17 protein-coding genes and 1 tRNA gene are annotated in these 21,894 nt (G+C 42.4%); 12 read left to right on the plus strand and 6 right to left on the minus strand.

The features are described from left to right. The first annotated feature begins 1 nt into the window (after position 1). Positions 2-748 carry a PP2C family protein-serine/threonine phosphatase gene (locus D6855_RS02640; protein WP_120737734.1) on the plus strand — a complete coding sequence of 249 codons (747 nt, stop codon included), beginning with the start codon at positions 2-4 and terminating at the stop codon, positions 746-748. Between the two features lie 37 nt (positions 749-785). Here D6855_RS02640 and D6855_RS02645 read toward each other — a convergent pair whose 3' ends face one another. After that, on the minus strand, positions 786-1,877 hold the full coding sequence (locus D6855_RS02645) for a ribose-phosphate pyrophosphokinase (protein WP_120737736.1): 1,092 nt from the start codon (positions 1,875-1,877) through the stop codon (positions 786-788). Between the two features lie 114 nt (positions 1,878-1,991). On the opposite strand from D6855_RS02645, the gene D6855_RS02650 reads away from it, so the two are divergent. Both D6855_RS02650 and mscL read left to right on the plus strand, forming a co-directional pair. Next, positions 1,992-2,062 (plus strand) — tRNA-Gly (locus D6855_RS02650). 282 nt (positions 2,063-2,344) lie between these two features. After that, positions 2,345-2,827, plus strand: coding sequence for a large conductance mechanosensitive channel protein MscL (gene mscL / locus D6855_RS02655; RefSeq protein WP_120737738.1), 483 nt, complete (start codon positions 2,345-2,347; stop codon positions 2,825-2,827). Positions 2,828-2,936: 109 nt separating this feature from the next. Here the strand turns inward: mscL and D6855_RS02660 are convergent, their stop codons facing one another. After that, a complete protein-coding gene (locus tag D6855_RS02660) occupies positions 2,937-3,959 on the minus strand; it encodes a LacI family DNA-binding transcriptional regulator (protein WP_243111769.1) in 1,023 nt (340 codons plus the stop codon). A 3-nt stretch (positions 3,960-3,962) separates the two neighbouring features. Then, positions 3,963-5,381, minus strand: a complete 1,419-nt coding sequence (gene uxaC, locus D6855_RS02665; protein ID WP_120737740.1) for a glucuronate isomerase — start codon at positions 5,379-5,381, stop codon at positions 3,963-3,965. 184 nt (positions 5,382-5,565) lie between these two features. Here uxaC and D6855_RS02670 point away from each other — a divergent pair, with 184 nt between their 5' ends. From D6855_RS02670 to D6855_RS02705, 8 genes are all read left to right on the plus strand, one after another. Beyond that, positions 5,566-7,068, plus strand: coding sequence for a UxaA family hydrolase (locus D6855_RS02670; protein WP_120737743.1), 1,503 nt, complete (start codon positions 5,566-5,568; stop codon positions 7,066-7,068). Between the two features lie 336 nt (positions 7,069-7,404). After that, the gene (locus D6855_RS02675) at positions 7,405-9,063 is read left to right on the plus strand and encodes an ABC transporter substrate-binding protein (protein WP_120737745.1); all 1,659 of its coding nucleotides are present in this window, start codon (positions 7,405-7,407) and stop codon (positions 9,061-9,063) included. A 153-nt stretch (positions 9,064-9,216) separates the two neighbouring features. Further along, positions 9,217-10,167 carry an ABC transporter permease gene (locus D6855_RS02680; protein ID WP_120737748.1) on the plus strand — a complete coding sequence of 317 codons (951 nt, stop codon included), beginning with the start codon at positions 9,217-9,219 and terminating at the stop codon, positions 10,165-10,167. An 11-nt stretch (positions 10,168-10,178) separates the two neighbouring features. Then, the gene (locus D6855_RS02685) at positions 10,179-11,045 is read left to right on the plus strand and encodes a carbohydrate ABC transporter permease (protein ID WP_120737751.1); all 867 of its coding nucleotides are present in this window, start codon (positions 10,179-10,181) and stop codon (positions 11,043-11,045) included. A gap of 79 nt (positions 11,046-11,124) precedes the next feature. Next, positions 11,125-11,847, plus strand: a complete 723-nt coding sequence (locus D6855_RS02690) for a rhamnogalacturonan acetylesterase (protein ID WP_120737754.1) — start codon at positions 11,125-11,127, stop codon at positions 11,845-11,847. A gap of 11 nt (positions 11,848-11,858) precedes the next feature. Further along, complete coding sequence (locus D6855_RS02695; RefSeq protein ID WP_120737756.1) at positions 11,859-13,517, plus strand: glycoside hydrolase family 43 protein; 1,659 nt, start codon at positions 11,859-11,861, stop codon at positions 13,515-13,517. 42 nt (positions 13,518-13,559) lie between these two features. Continuing rightward, complete coding sequence (locus tag D6855_RS02700; protein ID WP_120737758.1) at positions 13,560-15,338, plus strand: ABC transporter ATP-binding protein; 1,779 nt, start codon at positions 13,560-13,562, stop codon at positions 15,336-15,338. Continuing rightward, positions 15,338-16,183, plus strand: coding sequence for a sugar phosphate isomerase/epimerase family protein (locus D6855_RS02705; protein WP_120737760.1), 846 nt, complete (start codon positions 15,338-15,340; stop codon positions 16,181-16,183). Before D6855_RS02700 ends, D6855_RS02705 begins: the two co-directional genes overlap by 1 nt. A 39-nt stretch (positions 16,184-16,222) precedes the next feature. On the opposite strand, the gene D6855_RS02710 is transcribed toward D6855_RS02705, so the two are convergent. Further along, on the minus strand, positions 16,223-18,334 hold the full coding sequence (locus D6855_RS02710) for a cyclic nucleotide-binding domain-containing protein (RefSeq protein ID WP_120737762.1): 2,112 nt from the start codon (positions 18,332-18,334) through the stop codon (positions 16,223-16,225). A gap of 77 nt (positions 18,335-18,411) precedes the next feature. Beyond that, the gene (locus tag D6855_RS02715) at positions 18,412-19,665 is read right to left on the minus strand and encodes a tRNA(Met) cytidine acetate ligase (RefSeq protein WP_120737764.1); all 1,254 of its coding nucleotides are present in this window, start codon (positions 19,663-19,665) and stop codon (positions 18,412-18,414) included. 102 nt (positions 19,666-19,767) lie between these two features. Here D6855_RS02715 and D6855_RS02720 point away from each other — a divergent pair, with 102 nt between their 5' ends. Then, on the plus strand, positions 19,768-20,961 hold the full coding sequence (locus D6855_RS02720; protein ID WP_120737766.1) for an acetate/propionate family kinase: 1,194 nt from the start codon (positions 19,768-19,770) through the stop codon (positions 20,959-20,961). A gap of 96 nt (positions 20,962-21,057) precedes the next feature. On the opposite strand, the gene D6855_RS02725 is transcribed toward D6855_RS02720, so the two are convergent. Next, the gene (locus tag D6855_RS02725; RefSeq protein WP_120737768.1) at positions 21,058-21,702 is read right to left on the minus strand and encodes an RpiB/LacA/LacB family sugar-phosphate isomerase; all 645 of its coding nucleotides are present in this window, start codon (positions 21,700-21,702) and stop codon (positions 21,058-21,060) included. Positions 21,703-21,894: the final 192 nt, after the last annotated feature.

Raw genomic sequence — 21,894 nt, forward strand, 5'->3', positions numbered from 1 at the left:
AATGGAGCAGGAGCTTACTCTTGCCAAGACTATTCAGGATTCATCACTTCCTAAGTCCTTTATCTTCCCGGACAGGGATGAGATTGAGATATTTGCTACTATGAAGCCTGCCAAGGAAGTTGGCGGTGACTTCTATGATTTCTTCCATGTTGATAAAGACAGGATTGCATTTGTAATAGCAGATGTATCTGGTAAAGGTATACCAGCAGCTCTTTTCATGATGAGAAGTAAGACTTCAATAAGGACATTTGCCCAGGAGGGTGGAACGCCAGCTGACATCATCGAAAAGACCAACGAAGCCCTTTGCGAGGGCAATGACGCGGAGATGTTTGTAACAGCGTGGATTGGAATTCTGGATCTTCCTACAGGACTTCTTACCTGCGCTAATGCAGGACATGAGTATCCTGCTATCAAAAGAGCTTCTGGCGATTATGAGCTTTATAAAGACAAACATTCCCTTGCTCTTGCGGCAATGGAAGGACTTAAGGCGAGACAATATGACATTGTACTTGAGCCTGGAGATAAGGTCTTTGTTTACTCCGATGGAATTCCTGAAGCGATCAATGAGAATATACAGCAGTATGGTACAGACAGGATGATAGAAGCGTTGAATATTGTCAAAAACGAGACCATGACAGCCACGCTCCCTGCAGTTGCTGAAAGTGTAAACATATTCAAAGGTAACGCCGAGCAGTTTGATGATATGACCATGCTTGGATTCGAATTCAGACATTACAGTGAACTATAGAAAAGAAGCACTCCTTACGGAGCGCTTCTTTTTTGTTTTACTTTTTATTATAGGTATCAAGCATCTCTTTAATCTTAAGAGCCGGCTTGGTGAGGCCTGATAAGGATTTGCCCTTGTTCATGGTATCAATGATAGCTGCAATATAGCGGTTCATATTTACACTGTAGTAATACTCTCTTTTTAGAAGATCTTCCTTCTGATAGATGAGGTTAGTGGTAAAGATCTTATCAAATTCTCCCTTTTCATAGGCTTTATCAAACTTCTCCATACCGTTGGTGAACAGGCCAAATGTGGAGAAGATGAAGACTCTTTTTGCTCCCATGTCCTTGAGCTGCCTTGATACATCCAGCATACTTCCGCCAGATGAGATCATGTCATCAATTACGATGCAGTCCTTGTCCTTAACAGAAGCTCCGCAGAAGTCATGGGCTATTATCGGGTTACAGCCTTCAATGATTCGGGTGTAGTCTCTTCTCTTGTAGAACATTCCAATATTGATTCCGTAAAGTGAAGCAAGGAATACAACTCTTTCAGTAGCTCCTTCATCTGGAGCGATGAACATAAGGTGATCACTGTCTAAGGTGATATCCTCGTACTCAGTAAGAAGGGCCTGAGTGAACTGAAGAGCAGGAGATATGTTCTCAAGGCTGTGGAGCGGAAGAGTATTCTGCATCCTTGGATCGTGAGCATCAAAGGTTATGATGGAATGTACGCCCATGTTTTCAAGCTCTCGCAGCATCACAGCGCAGTCCAGGGATTCTCTGGTGGTCTTTCTGTGCTGACGACCTTCGTATAGAAATGGCATGATAACTGTTATCCTTGAAGCTTTGCCATTACATGCAGCGGTGACGCGCTTTAGATCCATATAATGATCATCAGGAGACATGCGGTTTGGTGCGCCGTCCATCTTATAGGTAAGGGAATTGTTCATTACATCCACAAGGATATAGATGTCCTTATCTCTTACAGAATTTCTGATTATGCCTTTTCCTTCACCACTTCCAAAGCGTGGGCACTCACATGGGATAAGGAAGCCATCGCTATCCTTTCTCCATTCCTTAAGCAGGTCATTAACCCTTTCGCCAGAGTGTATTGCTGATTCCAATGCGATGATTCCCATGTTTGCCATAAGCGTCGTCTCCTTGTCTGAAATTGCGGTTTTCTTTATACCATTATATCAAACAGAATAGGCAAATAGTCTTGAAATATCGACTTTCTTTAACTACAATAAATAAAGTAGCGCGCAGGATTAGTACATCGGTAGTATGTCAGCTTCCCAAGCTGAAGAGGCGGGTCCGATTCCCGTATCCTGCTTACTCAAACGATGCAAAAAATGAGATATAAACCAGCTGCAAGCTCGCTTGCAAAGCTGGTTTTATATCTCATTTTTTATACCGCGCGACGCGCGGACAAGATTTGCGAAGCAAATCTTGTATGCATCGTTCGAGTAAGCAGGGCGGTGCTTGAGTAAGCAGAGTAGAGTGCACAAGAGCGACGCGCGGACAAGATATGCGAAGCAAATCTTGTATGCATCGTTCGCGTAAGCAGTGATATAATAATGGAAGTGTATGAATTTTTTGAGAGGAGAAGGGGAACATGACAGAGAAAATCAAAGATGTAGCAGGAAAGAGTAAGGGCGTTGCAGGGGAATTTCGTGAGTTCATCATGAGAGGCAATGTTCTTGATATGGCAGTCGGTGTTATCATCGGCGGTGCATTTCAGAAAATCATTTCATCTCTCGTAGATGACATTATCATGCCACTTATTGGACTTCTTACTGGCGGCGTAGACTTTAACAACAAGTTCATCGTTCTCGACGGAGGATCCTATGACACCTTGGAAGCTGCCAAGGAAGCAGGTGCAGCAACACTTAACTATGGAACCTTCATTACCGTAGTTATCAACTTTATTCTCATGGCACTGGTTATCTTCTTTATTGTTAAGTCCATGAATAAGCTTTCAGCTAAGCTTGAGAAGGAAAAGGAAGAAGCTCCTGCAATAACCAAGATCTGCCCTCACTGCAAGAGCGAGATCAACATCGAGGCAACACGTTGCCCTCACTGCACATCAGAACTCTGATGAACAGATGCTACTTAATAACATAATTATAGTAAAAAGCTCAGTAACCACAAAAAGGCTACTGAGCTTTTTAAATAAATGTATATAAGTGGGTTTTGTTTATCAATACTTAGAAGCTTGTGGAGCCTCTCTTTACCAGCTCACCAGAGAAGATGGTCTTCTGTGGCATTTCGCTCTGAGAGAGTGTGCCGATAAGAGTCTTAACCAGCTGAATGCACATATCTTCAAGACGGTTATCAATAGAAGACAGCTCAGGTTCTGAACAGTGCGCAAGAATTGAGTTGTTGTAGCCAACAATCTGAAGCTCTGAAGGAACCTTGACATGGCTTGCTCTTGCAAAGTTCATAGCACCAATTGCAAGGAAATCATCGCTGGTTACAATACCGTCAAACTTGATACCTTTCTTGCAGATGGATTCAACAAAGCTCTTAACACCATCGATGTCCTCATGACTTCCCTTAAAGCACTGCATAAGCTCTTTTTTAAGAGGAATATCATGGGATAAAAGAGCGTTCTGATATCCTGCGAGCTTGCGAAGTCCTGAATAAGAATTGGAGTTGTAAAGGTAAAGGATATTATTGGCTCCGCTTGAAAGCATCTGTTCAGTGGCATCCTGAGTTGCCTTGTAATCATCACAGAGAGTGCAGTACACGTTGTTGCAGTCAAAGTCAGCATTAAGGAGCATGATAGGTACCTGGCCTGCTGCATCTCTAACATACTGGTTGTCCTCAGGGTTGTTTAAGATAAAGTTAGAACCAATCATTACAACCGCATCAACGTGCTGGGAGAGCAGGAGATTAAGAGATTCCTTTTTTCCTTCAAGCTCATATCCAGTACATCCAAGGATGGTGTGATAACCATTCTCTCTGAGATTCTGCTCGATATAATAGATAGCTTTGGCAAGATACAGGTCAGATGCATCAGCACAGAGGATACCGATAGTCTTCATGGAATTAAGACCAAGTCCTCTGGCGAAAGCATTGGGTTTGTATCCGTACTGTTCAATAATGTCCATGACTTTTTTCCTGGTCTTGGGCTTAACATTGGCACTGCCGTTAAGAACACGGGATACAGTGGCAATGGATACACCAGCCTTTTTGGAAATGTCATAGATAGTCATCTGGTTACTCATAAGTTATCTCGTTTCTAATGGGAATTTGAAATATCTGACTGCATTGTTGTAGGAGATATCTTTTACAATCTCACCAAGTACAGGAAGCTCTTCCTCTGGGAACTCACCGTTGTCTACAAGACCACCAAGGTAGTTGCAGAGGATCCTTCTGAAGTAATCGTGTCTTGTATATGAAGTGAAGCTTCTTGAATCTGTAAGCATTCCTACGAAGCCTGAGAGGTTACCAGACTCAGCAACTGACTCAAGCTGCTGCTCCATACCAAGCTTGGTATCATTGAACCACCAAGCGCTTCCCTGCTGGATCTTGGCAACAGTAGGAGCCTCGTTAAATGCATTGAGAGTTGTGTTGATGATCTTGTTATCGCTAGGGTTTAAGCTGTAAAGGATAGTCTTTGGAAGAGTTCCTTTTTTGTGGAGAGCATCAAGGAAATCTGCAAGCTCACCCATAGGATAGTAAGCACCGATAGTATCGAAACCAGTATCTGGACCAAGCTTCTCATACATAGGAGTATTGTTGTCGCGCTTGCATCCAAAGTGAAGCTGCATAACCCAGTCTCTCTTAGTGATCTCTTCACCTTCAAAGAGCATGAATGCAGTCTCGTATTTAAGGCTCTCTTCATAAGAAACAGCTTCGCCGTTCATTGCCTTCTTAAAGATAGCCTCGATCTCGTCATCAGTAGCAGGGCGGTACATAACGTACTCAAGAGCGTGGTCTGTTACGTTACATCCCTTTTCTGCGAAGTAGTCAAGTCTTACTCTGAGAGCATCCTTAAGTGATGCAAAAGAGTCTATCTTAACTCCGCTTACTTCTGAAAGAGTCTTGATATAAGAAGCAAATTCAGGCTTTAAGATATTCTTGGCCTTGTCAGGTCTCCATGCAGGAAGAACCTTAACATCAAAAGAAGTATCAGCCTTGATCTTGTCATGCCACTCAAGCGTATCAATAGGATCATCTGTTGTGCAGATGAGAGTAACATTAGACATCTTGATGAGCTTTCTTACGCTCATGTCAGGAGACTGAAGAACCTTGTTGCAGTGGTCGTAAACTTCCTTGGCTGTTCTTGAATTAAGAATGCCATCGTATCCGAAATACTTGCGAAGCTCGAGATGTGCCCAGTGGTAAATTGGATTACCAACAGCCTTCTCAAGGCACTTAGCAAACATGAGGAACTTCTCCTCGTCTGAAGCATCGCCAGTCATATACTTCTCATCTAAACCAAATGCGCGCATAAGACGCCATTTGTAGTGATCTCCCCCGAGCCACACCTGAGTAATAGTCTCAAAATGACGATCCTCAGCGATTTCCTTAGGGCTGATATGACAGTGGTAGTCAAGGATTGGCATGTTCTCTGAATAATCATGATATAAAACCTTGGCAGCTTCTGTCTGGAGAAGGAAATCTCTGTCCATAAACTTTTTCATTGCTATACCCTCCACATATTTTATTTCATGAAAGCATTTTCATGTTTTTTTCAAACAGTATTATACTAGAGCCCAGAGCCAAATACAATAGAAAAATTCGTTGACGTAGCACAACATTGAATATATGATTTTAGTGTAAACGCTTACAGATGTTTTGAACATTTTTGAAAAAGAGGTAGGTTATATGAGCAGATTTTTACAAATTCATCCTGAAGACAATGTAGTTGTATGTCTTGAGGAGATTAAAAAAGGAGAGAGTATCGAGCTTTCAGATGGAAGACAGATCGTAGCTAGTGATGATATCCCTGCTGGACATAAGATAGCAATAAGGGATATCTCAAATGGCGGAAACATCGTTAAGTACGGATATGCAATCGGACATGCAACAGAGGATATTACCACTGGAAGATGGGTGCACACCCATGATATCAAGACTAATCTTGAAGGTATTCTTGATTACAAATACACTCCTGATACTGATGATATAGAAAAGAAAAAGTCCCAGATGGCCACTAGAAAGGGCGCATTCAAGGGATTTGTAAGGAAAAACGGAAAAGTTGGAATAAGAAATGAGATATGGATCATTCCAACAGTTGGCTGTGTAAATAACATAGCCACTGCTCTTGCAAAAGAAGCCAACTCTTATATCAAAGGTAATATAGATGAAGTAGTTGCTTTTACACATAACTACGGGTGTTCCCAGACTGGTGATGATCAGGAACACACAAGAACTATCCTTGCTGATCTTATCAATCACCCAAATGCGGGCGGAGTTTTGGTCCTTGGACTTGGCTGCGAGAACAGCAATATAGATGTACTTATGCCTTATATCGGGGAGTATGATAAGGAGAGAGTTAAGTTCCTGGTATGCCAGAAATCAGATGATGAGATGGAAGATGGTCTTAATCTTCTTAAGGAAATAATTGAGGCTGCTTCAAAGGATGAGAGAGAAGATGCGGATCTTTCAAAGCTGGTTATCGGACTTAAGTGCGGAGGAAGCGACGGATTTTCAGGTATCACAGCAAATCCTCTTGTCGGAAGGATATCTGACAGGATAATTGAGTACGGCGGAACATCCATACTTACTGAAGTTCCTGAGATGTTCGGAGCTGAGACTATCCTTATGAACAGATGTAAGGATGAAAAGACCTTTAACGATACTGTGAATATGATCAATGGATTTAAGGAATATTTCACCAGACAGGGTGAGCCTATTTATGAGAATCCTTCACCTGGAAACAAGGCTGGTGGAATTACTACTCTTGAAGATAAATCTCTTGGATGTACACAGAAATCCGGTGATTATCCTGTTATGAACGTAATGGAGTATGGCGACAGGACAGATGTTACTGGACTCAATCTCCTTTGTGCGCCAGGTAATGACCTTTGTGCAGCTACAGCTCTTGCAAGTGCAGGAGCCCAGATAGTCCTCTTTACAACAGGACGAGGCACACCTTTTGCATGTCCTGTTCCAACTATGAAGATTGCAAGTAACAACACTATCGCATCAAAAAAGTCTAACTGGATCGATTACAGTGCCGGACAGATACTGGACGGAAGGACTTTTGAAGAGCTTACAGACGAACTTTTTGAAAAAATTGTAAGGACAGCTTCAGGAGAGAAGCTTAAGAGCGAAATTGCAGGCTTCCATGACATGGCGATATGGAAGAGGGGTGTAACATTATAAAACTGCCCATGACATATCTTACATAAGAAAACAACCCTGTTATGCATTATGACCAACGGATACATATCAAAATATGGTGTCTGTTGGTCATTTTTTTATAAAACAAGGTCGATTTTTTTAAAATGACAAAATTTTATTGTAAATTTTAGATATGTAAGAGCTTTCGGAAATGCCTTAAAAAGGGCATTTCACAGAAAAAGTGCCCAAGTTTGTTACAAATCCTACAAAATTGCTACTTGCAAAGGATTATCAGACATGTTACAGTACATACACAAGTAAGTGAAAACGCTTACATTTTTTCTTTCAAAACTAATTCTAGGGAGGAAACGAATTACAATGAAAAAGAAAGTCTTATCATTACTTCTTGCGACAGCAATGGTAGCTTCTCTTGCAGCTTGCGGATCAGCAGCTCCAGAGAGCACAGACACTCAGTCATCTGACACATCAGCTCAGTCAGGTGATGCAGCTGCTACAGATACAGCAGACTCTGCAGCAGAGGACTATGAGCTCACAGACCTCTACATCACAGTAGACGGAACACTTACAGCTAACGTTGATAACGGACAGGACGCTTTCATCGAGCAGTGGGAGCAGGCTGTATCAGAGAAGATTGGTCATCCAATCACTCTTCACATCAACCAGCCTGAGCACTCAGGTTACAAGGACAATGTAGCTCAGCTCCTTACAACAGGACAGCCTGGTGACGGACAGTATCCAGATGCTCTTATCATGAGCGCTACAATGTTCAAGCAGTACCAGACAACAGGAATTCTTTGGAACATGGCTGATGCATATGCTAATGCAGAGTTCCAGTCAAGAGTTACACTTCCTTCAATCAACGAGAACATGAAGACAGCAAGCGGTGAGCTTTATGCATTTGCTCCTACATATGGTAACGGATGTGTTACTTATGTTAAGCAGTCATGGCTTGATGCAGCTGGACTTAAGATCGACGATATCAAGACATTTGATGACTACTACAACATGCTTAAGGCATTTACTAAGGATGGACAGACAGGTGTTATCGCAGCAGGCTTTGGTAAGCTTGACGAGGCTCCTTACATCAACTACATGCCAGAGTTCTGGCAGGGCGCTTACCCAGCTATCTACAAGAATGGCGATCAGTGGGTAGACGGTTTCCAGGAGCAGGCTACAATCGATGCTCTTAACAGACTTGCTCAGGGTTATGCTGATGGCGTAATCGATAAGGATACAGAGGAAGCTACAACTAAGGTTGCTCGTGAGAAATGGTTCTCAAACGACCAGACAACTTCTGAAGGTGTATTCACATACTGGGCTGGAACATGGCTTAGAACACTTACAGATAACCTTGACAAGAACGATGTAGACGCTGATCTTGGCGATGACAGACTCGTTCAGCTTGCTCCTATCAAGGAGATCAAGGATACATGGGGCGGATACCTTAACCGTGAGGCTCCTGTATGGGTAATCACAGATGATGGTGATGGAAACGACGCTCGTGAGCAGGCTATCTTCGATGCACTTATCGAGACAATGCTTGACGGTGACAAGGTTCAGACACTTTGGACATATGGTGCTGAGGACGTTCACTGGTCAACACACGCTGAGTCATTCACAACAAACCCAGACGATCCTGACAAGAAGAAGGATTACGAGTACGCAGAGGGTGAGTTCCACCTTAAGCAGTCTCCTAACGATCCTAACGCTGTATGGAAGAAGAACCACCTTGATCCAGTACTTGTTATTGCACCTCTTACAAACGGATTCATTGATAATGATCCTCTTGTAACAGCTGGTAACAAGTTCTTCACAGAGAACTGTGTAGATGCACCTCAGTCTCCTTCATCAGAGACACTTACAGAGGTTGAGGCAGATCTTGCTACAGATAAGACAACATACCTCAACAACGTTGTAGCTGGTAAGATGACAGCAGAAGATGCTATCGCTGACTACCAGTCAAAGTGGGGCGATACAATCAACACAATCCTCGAGGAGCTTAACAGCGCTGAGTAATTTTTGACTCTTTGTTTTTTCTTAAAAATATCTAACAACTATGTGGGCACCGCTTAGGCGGTGCCCATGTAGAACTAAAAACAATTTCTTTTTTTCATTTACGATCAACAAACAAAATCCAAGTTATATTTTTTAAATGAATGGGGCAAGAGAATGAGCAAAACAAAAAAGGTTACGTCCACAGGACAGACTCTGAATAAGAAACCACTTGGAATGCGCATCTGGAATCACAGAGGCTTCTATCTGATGTTTCTTCCTGTATTTATCTATGTGCTGATAGTATACTATTGGCCTATGCTGGGTGTCAGATATGCTTTCTACGACTACACCTTAAAGAAAATCGAATTTGTTGGCCTTAAGCACTTCACCAAGATGTTCTCAGATGCAGACTTCTGGAAGGCCTTTACTAATACATTGGAGCTGTCTATCATCAAGCTCCTTATTACAACCGGTACTGCTGTTATTGTTTCAGTATTTATCAATGAGATGGCAAACCTCTTTGCCAAGAAGGTACTGCAGACAGTTATTTACCTTCCACACTTCATGTCATGGACTGTTACAGCAGCTATCTTTACACTTTTCCTTTCAACATCTTCAACTGGTTTCGTCAACGAGACTTTAAAGAACTGGGGACTTATCAAAGAGAGCATTGATTTCATGCATGAAACCAGCTTGTGGCGACATGTTTACTACCTGGTAAACATCTGGAAGGAAACTGGTTGGGGTACTGTAATCTTCCTTGCAACACTTTCTGGTATCAACCCTGAGCTCTACGAGGCTGCTGATATCGATGGTGCGACAAGACTTCAGAAGATCTGGTATGTGACAGTTCCTGAACTCCTTAACACAATCATCATCGTGCTGATCCTTAACCTTGCTAAGGTTCTTAACCTTTTCGAGTCAGTATTCGTTATGTACAACAACCGAGTATTTGATGTTTCAGACGTTATTTCAACTTACATCTATCGTAAGACCTTCATGACAGCTATTCCAAACTATGGTTATTCAACTGCAGTTGGTCTTTTCAAATCAGTAGTAGGCTGCGCACTTGTTCTTATCTGCAACAGAGCTAGTAAGAGAGTTCGCGGACGTGGAATCATTTAAGGAGGCTTACGATGGCAAAAAGAGTAGAATTTGCTGCAGGTCGAAAGAAAAAGACCGACGCATTTGACATAGTTAATTACATAGTATTTATTTTGCTTGGACTTATAGTCCTTATCCCAATCTGGAAGGTAGTAGTTGATTCTTTTAACGCAGTTGGTGTGTACAAGTTCCAGTTGTTCCCTAATCAGCCAACCCTGGATGGATATCGTACTATCATCCATACATCCAAGCTTTATCATCCATTTGTAAACTCTGTTGTTACAACAATCCTTGGAACACTCCTTGGTCTTGTAATGAGTACACTTGGTGGTTATGTTCTTTCACAGTATGAGATGCCAGGAAGAACAGCAATGGCTTACTTCCTTCTTTTCACCATGATCTTCTCAGGTGGTATGATCCCTGAGTACCTGGTTATGAAACAGCTTGGTCTTGTTAATAAGATGTGGATCCTGGTTGTTAAACATGGTATGAACGTTTACAACCTGGTACTGATGCGAAACTTCTTTGAAGGTATTCCTGGATCGCTTTTTGAAGCGGCCAAGATCGATGGATGTTCTCCTATGGGAATCTTCTTCAGGATCGTGCTTCCTCTTTCAAAGGCAGCTCTTGCATCAATCGGACTTATGTTTGCTGTAACTGTATGGAACGATTATTCAACAGTTCAGATCTACATCACAAATCGTGATCAGGTTAACTTCCAGTATATCCTGAGAGTTATGGTCATGGATGGCGATACGCCGACAACAGCTTATAAGGTTTCTCAGAGTACTCTGTACTACTCAGCGATCGTATGCGCTATACTTCCTTTCATGCTTCTGTATCCATTCCTTCAGAAGTACTTTGTAAAGGGTGTTAACGTAGGTGCTGTAAAAGAGTAACCTGCTATATTTACAAATTGTAGAATACGCCGTTCAGGTTAATGTTTGACTTGAACGGCGTTTTTTAGGAGAGTTTATCATGAGGCATATATTCTGGGCAGGAGATTCAACTGTAGCAACCAACAAGTATTCAACATATCCGCAGACTGGCATAGGTCAGGCTTTTGACAGATACACAAAAGCGGATGTGGTTGTTGTAAACCATGCTGTTAATGGCAGGAGTACAAAGAGCTTTATTGATGAGAGCAGACTGGCTACTATTTACAATGACATTACTAAAGGGGATTATCTCTTTATCCAGTTTGGTCACAACGACGAAAAGAAGCAGGACCCATCCAGATATACTGAACCTCACGGAGAGTTTATTGAAAACCTTGGTAAGTTTGTGAACGTTGCCAGAAATAAGAATGCTTATCCGGTTTTTATTACCTCTGTTGAGCGAAGGCTCTTTTATGAAGATGGTAAGCTTAAGGAATCTGAGCATACCGAGTATGTTAAGGGTATGAAAGAGGCAGGGGAAAAGTTTGACGTGCCTGTGGTAGATCTTTTTACCGAGAGCCGGGACTTCCTTGAAAAAACAGGAGATGAGGCCTCTAAGAAATACTACATGAATCTTGAAAAGGGAGAGGCCAGCTGGGCTCCTGAAGGCAAGACAGATAACTCCCATCTTAAGTATGAAGGAGCAATGCTCTATGCGGGGATGATCGCCAGAGCCATCACAAAGCTTGGAGACCCATATAAGAGCCTTATTGCAGATGACGTTTTACTTTCGCAATCTATGGATATAGAAACTAATGGTTAAGGTGGTGCGTGATGCGCTATTCAGATTTGGGAAATGGTAAATTTCAGAATCCGGTTCTGTTTGCTGATTACAGCGATCCTGATGTTATAAGAGTAGACGACACTTTCTATTTGACAGCAAGTAGCTTCAATTACACCCCAGGGCTTCCAATCCTTACTTCTAAAGACCTGGTAAACTGGGAGCTTGTAAACTACGCTGTAGATAATATCGAAGAGGAGCGTTTTGATATTCCAAGGCATTCTGAAGGGATATGGGCACCTTCAATCAGATATCATGATGGATGGTTTTATATCTATTATGGAATGCCAGATGAAGGCTACTATGTAGTAAGGACTAAGGATCCTCTTGGGCAGTGGGAAAAGCCAGTCTGCATTCTTCCGGGTAAGGGACTTATTGACCCATGCCCATTCTGGGATGATGATGGCAGGGCCTATATTGTCCATGGCTATGCCAAGAGCAGGATTGGATTTAAGAGCATCCTTGGAATCTTTGAGATAAGCCCTGATGGACTTACTGCAATCTCTGAGGACCGTTTTATTTTCGATGGCAATGACCCTCGGCACCCTGCAGTAACTATCGAGGGACCAAAGGTCTACAAAAGAGATGGCTATTACTATATCCTTGCTCCTGCAGGAGGAGTGAGAAATGGCTATCAGGTGGCTCTTCGAAGCCGTGATATCCATGGACCATATGAGATCAGAACAGTCATGGATAAGGGCAGTACTGTGATCAACGGACCTCATCAGGGAGGACTTGTTGATACGCAGGATGGAAAAGAGTACTTTCTTCATTTTCAGGACAGAGGTCTGTATGGCAGAATATGTCATCTTCAGCCTGTTTCCTGGAAGGAAGGCTGGCCAGTTATAGGCGAAGATGGAAACGCAGATGGATGCGGAGAGCCAGTTTTTGAACAGGATATTCCTGTTAAAAGAGCTTTACCCTCTGATAGAATTAATCTGCAGGCTTCAGATGATTTCCCATCTGGCAGATATGGCCTTTGCTGGCAGTGGCTTGGAAATCATAGAAACGACTTTTGCACAGCTACTGATAAAGAAAATGGATTAAGGCTTTTTGCATTAAACCCTTCAGGGGAAGATGAGCCAATAATCTGGAAAAGTGCCAATGTTCTTACCCAGAAGATCATCTATCCAATGTTTGTGGCGGATATCTGCTTTGACGTTTTGGGCCTTAGAGAAGGTGAAAGAGCCGGAGTATGCATGACTGGCGGACAGTACATAACCGCCTATGTCCAAAAGAATGAGGATAGCTATATTCTCAAAATAGCCAGATCTGCGGGCTCTGACAAGGATAAGTTCGAAGTCACAGAAAAAGAGCTTTCTCTGTCCGGATTGGCTAACGAAAGAGCCATTGATCTATCTGAGCTTATTAAGGATCTGACCATCAGAATGACCTTTAAGCATGAGGATGAAAAGGCGTCAGGAGAGGATATGTACTATCAGGATGTGAATGTTCCTTATGGAGGAAGGGAACCCGTTTTATCCATGGACCTTATTCTTCCAGATGGAGAGGCTCTTGATCTTGGAGTAACATATACACCTCTTGATCATACCTGGGTTGGAGCAAAGATTGGAATCTATGCTCTTTGCGCAGGTAATCCCAAAGATCATGGATATGCTGATTTTAGCTATGTGAGAGTAGATGAGCTATAATTTTTCGATAGATAAACATGTTTTGTGAGGAACATATTTAGAATGAACAATTCTGTAAATCTGGATACAAAGGTATATTTTGAGAGCTTTGAAAAGCACAGGGGCAATCCTCTTAAGATCCTTATTGGATTTTACAAAGGGCTCTACATGAATTTCTTTTGGTCCACTGTTTTTTACATAATCAAGCACAGCCCTGTATGGGTGCTTCCAATAATTACGGCTAATATCATCAATAATGTGACCAGCCACAATCCTGATATCTACAGGATCATTGCATTTGATTCGGTACTCATGGTATTTCTTTTGATCTTGAACGTCCCTATGAATCACCTGCACATACACTTTAGGAGCAGAGCTGTGAGAAAGGTTGAGGCGGGACTTAGAAGCGCCCTGGTTCACAAGATCCAGGTACTGTCTATTCCTCACCAAAAGGAGATGCTCTCGGGAAGACTGCAGTCCAAGATCATAAGGGACGTGGAGGCTGTTGAGACATTATCTGATCAGCTTTTTGTTTCACTTATCAATATATTCATCAACGTTATCGTCGCTCTTACTGTAACTGTATCAAAGAGCTTGATCGTGTTTTTGTTCTTCCTGTTTACCGTTCCTATTGCAGCGGTACTGGTTGTCAGCTTTAAAAAGCCAATAAAGAAGCACAATCAGAAGTTCAGGAAAGAGATGGAAGAGACCAGTGCCAAGGTCATGGAAATGGTTCAGCTGGTTCCTGTAACAAGAGCCCACGGACTTGAGGATGAAGAGATAAACAGAATGGACACCCAGGTGGACTTAATTGCCCAGGCTGGTTATTCCCTTGATATAATCCAGGGACAGTTTGGAGCTGTAAGCTGGGCAATCTTCCAGATAGCGCAGATAATGTGTCTTACCTTTACAGCTGTTTTATCAGTGACTGGCAAGGTACAGGTTGGTGATGTGGTTCTTTATCAGAGCTACTTTACGACTATTGTTGGGCAGGTGTCATCTCTTTTGACCCTCCTTCCTATCATCTCAAAGGGACTTGAATCAGTTACCAGTATTGGGGAGATCCTTGAATCTCCACATATAGAGGACAGCACAGGCAAGGAAGACATCGGAGAGATCAGGGGAGAGTTTGATTTTGAAAACGCTGGCTATGCTTATCCTGACAGCGATGAGGAGATGATCACAGGTCTTTCCTTCCATGTTGAACCGGGACAGACTGTGGCATTTGTTGGAGAATCAGGCGCAGGCAAGAGTACTATCATGAACCTTCTTGTAGGCTTTGGAATGCCAACAAGTGGCAGGCTCCTCATTGATGGAAAAGATATACAGGACATCAATCTACAGAGCTACAGGAAGCAGCTGGCTGTTGTGCCACAGAATACGATACTGTTTTCCGGAACTGTCCGTGACAATATTCTTTATGGAACGACTGGAGTTACGCAGGAGAGACTTGATCAGGTTATTGAGGAGGCGGGGCTTAGAAGCGTTATAGACAAGCTTCCAAATGGACTTGATACAATAGTTGGTGAGCATGGAGATAAGCTTTCTGGAGGCCAGAAGCAGAGGCTCTCAATTGCAAGGGCCCTTATAAGGGATCCAAAGGTAATTCTTTTGGATGAGGCTACATCTGCTCTTGACGCCATCTCTGAAAAAGAGGTGTCCTACGCCCTTGATAATATTTCCAGCAAGTGCACAACCTTTATTGTTGCCCACAGACTTGCTACCATTGAAAAAGCTGACAAGATCATAGTTATCGACAAGGGCACTATTGCAGAGGTTGGAAGCTTTGCGGAGCTAATGGAGAAAAAGGGAATATTCTACAGAATGGAGACTACAAAGTGATGCAGATAGGAATAAGATTTCATGATACAAAAGAGCTCCCATTTGAGGAGAGACTGGCTGATATTAAGAAACAGGGATTTGATTGTGTGCATATTGCCCTTTCAAAGGTTCCTGGATTAACTGCGGATACTGACGCTTTAAATCCCGGTTATGCAATGTATCTTAGAAATGCCTTCAGAAAAGCTGATCTGGATGTTGCTGTACTTGGATGCTATTTAAACCTCGCTAATCCCAATCAGGAAGCTCTAAAAAAGACCCAGGAGAAGTACTTTGCTCACCTTCGTTTTGCATCTGTTCTTGGATGCGGAATGGTTGGAACTGAGACTGGTGCTCCCAATGAAACATACACTTACGATAAAGAGGCCTGCCACTCAAAGGAGGCGCTGGATACTTTTATCACTAACCTTAAGCCTGTTGTTAAGTGCGCAGAGAGTACTGGAACTATCATTGCCATTGAGCCTGTTTACAGACATATCGTGTATGATGCGAAGAGGGCAAGAGAGGTTCTGGATCGCATAGGTTCCCCTAATCTTCAGATCATTTTTGACCCTGTGAATCTCCTTTGGACAGACAACTATGACAGGAGATATGAGGTGATAGATGAAGCCATAGACCTTCTTGGTAAGGATATAGCCATGATACACCTTAAAGATTCCATTCTTATGGAGGACAGCGTAAAGAGCGTTGGATGCGGATTTGGTGAGATGAAATACGAGAGCATAATAAAGTTTGCTCTTGAGAAGAAGCCATTTATTCACGCAACACTAGAAGATACCAAACCTGAAACTGCAGCTAAGTCTCTTCAGTGTATCAGAGATGTGATCACATCACTATCAAATTCATAATAAGTAGAAAACCCTGACTCATGGGAGTCAGGGCTTTTTTTATTTCTTCAGGTGTTCGATCTGTCTTGTGAGTTCCTCTGGTACAGGAATGTCTTCTTTCTTTAGCTTTGCAATTGTATTGACTATAGGCTTTGCTACATTGCTCATGTGGGCGTTGTAGTGGTTGATAAGCTCAGTGTACTGAGGATTATCTCCGATCCTTTCACGGATCTCTTTGGAGAATGGACAGAAGGTAAACAGGATCTCTCGCACAACCTTGTTGAGCCTTGGTGAACTCTGGGACTCGTATTTAATGTAGGAGAGATAATCAGCAATAAATACATTCTTGTAGTTGTTGCTGAATTTCTTAAGATCTGTTCTGAGCTTTTCTTTATTCTCTGTAGACAGGGCAGAGTTCTTTTTAAAGAACTGCAGATAGTCGCAGTACATGGAAGTAAGAGATGGATCTGTAACGTCGTTCCAGTGTACGCCCTGTACAGTCTTGCACATTTCCCATCTGAATTCGCCAAAGAGCTTTATCATTGCTTCTTCGGTGTTTTCTGTATTGAAGATGGATACGATCATTCTTGCTTTGGTTCTTCTGTTTTTACCGTTTATTTCCTGCCAGAGACTTGCTCTGCTTCCAACATTTGGCATAAGGATCATGTAAGGAGTGATGTCGTCGTCATAGAAGAGCTGTGTGATTCCGATATCGGTATTGGAGTAAACAGCCTGCCTGCAGAATACGCTGTAGTCGATACTCCTTATCATGTCAAAGTAGCCCTTAACCTTGTCTGGTGTAAGGTATGCCATATCAAGAGGACGAAGGACATTTTGTGAATCAAATACAGGAACGAAGGATGAGATCCTTCCGAAGGTCATTCTGTTTCCAAGTGAAAAGAGATTATGGATCTCAAATTCAAGCCTGCGAAGAGGGTTGTGCATCATTGCATCCATCTGAGGCTGATTGATAGCTCCGCTTGTTTTCTGTTCCCTAAGGTATGTTGGCCAGTCCTGATCGAATTCATTTTTGGATGGATCAGCTTCAAGCATGTATACCTTTTTAAGCCACTCATAAAGAAGCAGTACATTGCCATCAGGATCCGGAGTGTAGGCTTTGGCCATGTTGTAGAGGATGGTAGTATTTTTTTCTCCTGCAAGCTCTTCATCTACAAAGCCAAACATGAAGAACATCTTAAGTTCAATTGGAAGATCTTCGTCAGTAAGACTCTTTAAGAAGCATGGAGTGAAGACCTCATAGTAAGAGGTTGCAATATTCCTTCTAAGAGCTCTTGCCTCATCTGAAGAGTCATATCTGTTTTCATTGGCTTTAAATGCAGCGATCTGCTCTTCAAACTTGGCTGCTTTTTCAGGTGGAACCTCAGAATAAGCAAGGATGGTGGTAAGAGCATTTACAACGGTGGTGACAGATTCACCGCCATCTTCAGCTCTTTCAAGATCGCCAAGTTTAGCCCTTATCATCTTCATGGTCTGCTGGAACGCAGTTGTCTTTTTCTTGAGGGTCTTTCTATAGGTGTTGATCTCCTGAACATCTTCAGAAATTCCATTGTAGATAACAAAGGAAGTCATTACCATTCCCACAGCGATTTCCATGGAGAGAGGGTAGAAGCTCTTTTTAAGAACAGCCTCATTTTCTTTTAAGCTGTTGCAAAGATCGATGGCCCAATCAGAAATCCTTCTGGGCTTTTCGGGAGCAATCAGTTCATCCATTTCAGGGAAAGCCTTAGGTGTTTCTCCAACCTTTATGCAAAGGCTCTGGTAATCAGCATAGTCTGCCATGAGCTGTTCATAGTCGCCCAGAGCCATGTCATATTCTTTTTCAAAAACAGCACAAACACTGGCTGCACTGCTGATCGCTGTGGAAGCCAGGATAGGAGCTATCTTTGGATTACTTCTGATAATGTTTGGAATATCATCCAGGGATTCGTAAGGATACGAGTAGACTGCAGATTCTTCGAGAGCTTCATAGGTATAAATATAGGGACTTCCAGGCTTTTCAACTGCGCCTGCAAATCCGCCAACTCCAAGAGTAATATCAGAATTAGTGTTAGAAATCTTTAAGGATCCCTTAACAAGGATCTCTATGGAGTTTACTTCATCAGTACCAGCTTTATGAAGTATCTGCCCTTTTTCAAGTTTGAGTATTCCCATACTTCCTCCGTAAAAACGAGAAATCCGTTAATACATATATGTTATCACGTTGACGGGCGTGCTTCAATCAAATATGCCTACAGAACTATCTGTTTCAGGCTATATTCAGAACCAATTCCGTTTCCGGAGATATTGTTGTAGATCTGGCTGGCAATAAGAGTCTCATCAAGAAGTTTCTTCTGGAGAGGAGTAAGGAGCTTGTCTGCATCCTTAAGTCTGCTAAGGACAGGGATTGATCCGTTTTCGTTTATTGCCTTTATAAGATCTGATGACTCGCCTCGCAGGCCTAGAACTCTCGCATAAGCTGTGTATTCATCATCCTTGTAAGCCTTCATGTTTTCTTCTGTGATGTTTAATAGGATGTGCATAAGGCATCTGCTGATCCTGGTATGGACAAGGTTTTTGGTCTTTAAATGATTACAGAATGAGCTAAAGCCATCATTATACTCGAGATTACTCTGGATCCTGTTTGATATGTCCCTTGTAACATCGAGATATTTGGTGTAACCTTCATTTCTTTCAAGTAAAAGCTTGTATGTAAGAAGGGAAGAATAGTCGTTGTTTTGCATGAATCTTCCTTCATATCCAGAGATTGATTCAATGGCAGAAGTAGGCATGACACCGTCAAGAATAAATGGCGCATTGAGTTTTACTCTGTCGCCAATACCTGATAAAAGCCTTGCTCTAATGCCGGCTGCAGAAGGAATACTTCCAAGTTCTTCGCTGTGGAACGGTCTTCCGACTCTCTGGATAACATATGGCTTAATGAACTGATTCTTTTTCTTAAGAGCCCTTAGGTATTCGATAGCGAGGATGGTGTTTGGGGCTGACAAGAGTTTTTCGTATTCTGAAGAGTTGTAGTTTTTGGATGACTCTTTAAGCTGTGCATCTAAAGCCTTGGCTCTGGCCGCAGGAAATGACTCCCCCTCTTTAACTGAAGCGCTGAGCACTTCCTTGTAAAGAGCAGGCTCTTCCTGAATGATATCAGCTATTTCGTAAAGCTTTTCAACATCCGGGAATTCGCTTCCAAAGCAGAGATAATCTACGCAGCCAAGACCGGAGAGAATAGATATAGCGCCTTTTGCAAAATACTCAGCGCTTCCAAGGCTGTAGTAGATGGGGAGCTCAAGAACAAGATCTGCTCCGTGATTGAGAGCGCAGATGGTCCTTGTGAATTTGTCTATTATTGCAGGTGCTCCTCTCTGAACATAATCTCCACTCATTACCACGATAACTCTGTCTGCGTGAAGATCCTTTTTGCACTTATCGATCAGATATTTATGTCCGTTGTGAAAGGGGTTAAATTCAGCAATTATACCGATAGTTTTCATTATTACGCACCTTTTGTACAATTTTTTCCTTGTTATTAAATTATAATATAAGTATCATAGACATGAAAGATTTTACGTAAAAAATGGGAAAGAAGGTTACATATGAAAGTATTAGTTATTAACTGTGGAAGTTCATCCCTTAAATTCCAGCTTATCGATTCTGATACAGAGGCTGTAATTTGCAAGGGACTCTGTGAGAGAATCGGTATTGACGGAAGCCAGATCGTTTACACTCCAGAAGGCAAGGACAAGATCACCAAGGTTACTCCTATGCCAGACCACAACAGAGCAATCGAGCTTGTTATTGAGGCTCTTACCAACAAGGAAGACGGTGTAGTATCTCTCGATGAGATTGGAGCTGTTGGACATCGTATTGTTCACGGCGGTGAGAAATTCACTAAGTCAGTAGTTATCAATGATGAGGTTATCAAGGCTATCGAAGAAGTTTCAGATCTTGCACCTCTTCACAACCCAGCTAACCTTATTGGAATCAGAGCATGTCAGAAGGCTATGCCAGGAGTTCCTATGGTTGCAGTATTTGATACAGCATTCCATCAGACAATGCCTGAGGAGGCTTACCTTTACGGCCTTCCACATTCATACTATGAGAAGTACGGCATCAGAAGATACGGCTTCCACGGAACAAGCCACTCTTATGTAAGCAAGAGAGCAGCAGAGATCCTTGGCAAGGACCCTAAGGACCTTAAGATTGTTGTTTGTCATCTTGGTAACGGTGCTTCTGTTTCAGCTGTTGATGGTGGCAAGTGCGTAGATACATCAATGGGTCTTACTCCTCTTGAGGGACTTATCATGGGAACAAGAACCGGTGATATCGATCCTTCTGTAGTAGAGTTCATCATGAAGAAAGAGAATTCTACAGTAGCTGATGTAACTAACCTCCTCAACAAGAAGTCAGGTGTATTTGGACTTTCTGATGAGCTTTCATCAGACTTCAGAGACCTTGAGGACGGATATGTAAATGGCAATGCTGAAGCTAAGAGAGCAGTAGATGCTTTTGCTTACAGAGTTCTTAAGTACATTGGATCTTATGTAGCAGCAATGGGCGGTGTTGATGCAATCTGCTTCACAGCAGGTGTTGGCGAGAACAGCGGATTTGTTAGAAAACTCATCTGTGAGCGCCTTACATTCCTTGGAGCAACTCTTGATCTTGAGGCAAACAAGGTTCGTGGAAAAGAGCAGATCATCTCCGGAGCTGACAGCAAGGTTACACTAATGGTAGTTCCTACCAATGAAGAGCTTGCTATTGCAAGAGATACATGTGCGCTTTGCAAATAATAAGTAAATTAAAAGCACATCTCCAAATGGGGATGTGCTTTTTTAGTGCCATAAATGGAACATGGCAAGTGGGTCTATTAGATTTTACGAAAAATATCAGGCACCAAGGATCTCATGTACACAAGCCTTGATGGCATCATCCTTGCAGTTAGCATCGAAGTACTCAAGGAAGTGAGCACCTGAGAATGCACCCTTTACAAGGTCCTGATCCAGGCTCTTTAAGATGGTTGGAACGTCCTGCACAAGAGTCTTTTCTCTTACTGCATCAAGGATCTTTTTGTTGCGCTGCTCTGGAACAGCTCTTTCTCTTGGATATCCCTGACCTGACTCTTCGCTAAAGAGCTTCTCAAAGCTGTACTCAAGATTGAGTTCTGCGCCCCAGCCTGACTTAAGAGCAAAGTTCATGGAGATGGCGTTTCCATCATTGACCTGAGCAAATGTATAAGCGTCAAGTGGATCTGTTACATGTCCGCAGATAACTCCTGGGAAGCTGTTGCATGCGAGCATAGCGCCTTCACCGGTTCCGCAGCCTGTTACAACGTAGTCTGCAGCGCCTGAATTAAGAAGTACACAGGCAAGAATGCCGTTCTGAACGTATGTAAGCTGTGCCTCGTCTTCAGCAGAGTACATACCGTAGTTAAATACTTCAAAGCCGTGCTGGTCTGCTACCTTTTTAAGAGCTTTGTAGATCATCTCGTTTTTAGCAGCCTGGCTGTTCTCATTGATAAGAGCAATCTTCATGAAAAATACCTCCACATTTTTGTCCTGAAACATCGGATAAATTCACATAAAATTATTCTAATTTTTTTGCCTTCTGATGTCTATGGAATATAAGCATTTGTGCGGTTTTTTCAAGGTTTTCTTCAATCATTAAAAATGTTTGTGCAATCCACAATTTTTGTCTTTAATGACGGGAGATTTCGTGGTATACTA

Origin of the sequence: Butyrivibrio sp. CB08 (genome assembly GCF_003625485.1) — a bacterium.
Lineage (GTDB): Bacteria > Bacillota > Clostridia > Lachnospirales > Lachnospiraceae > Butyrivibrio.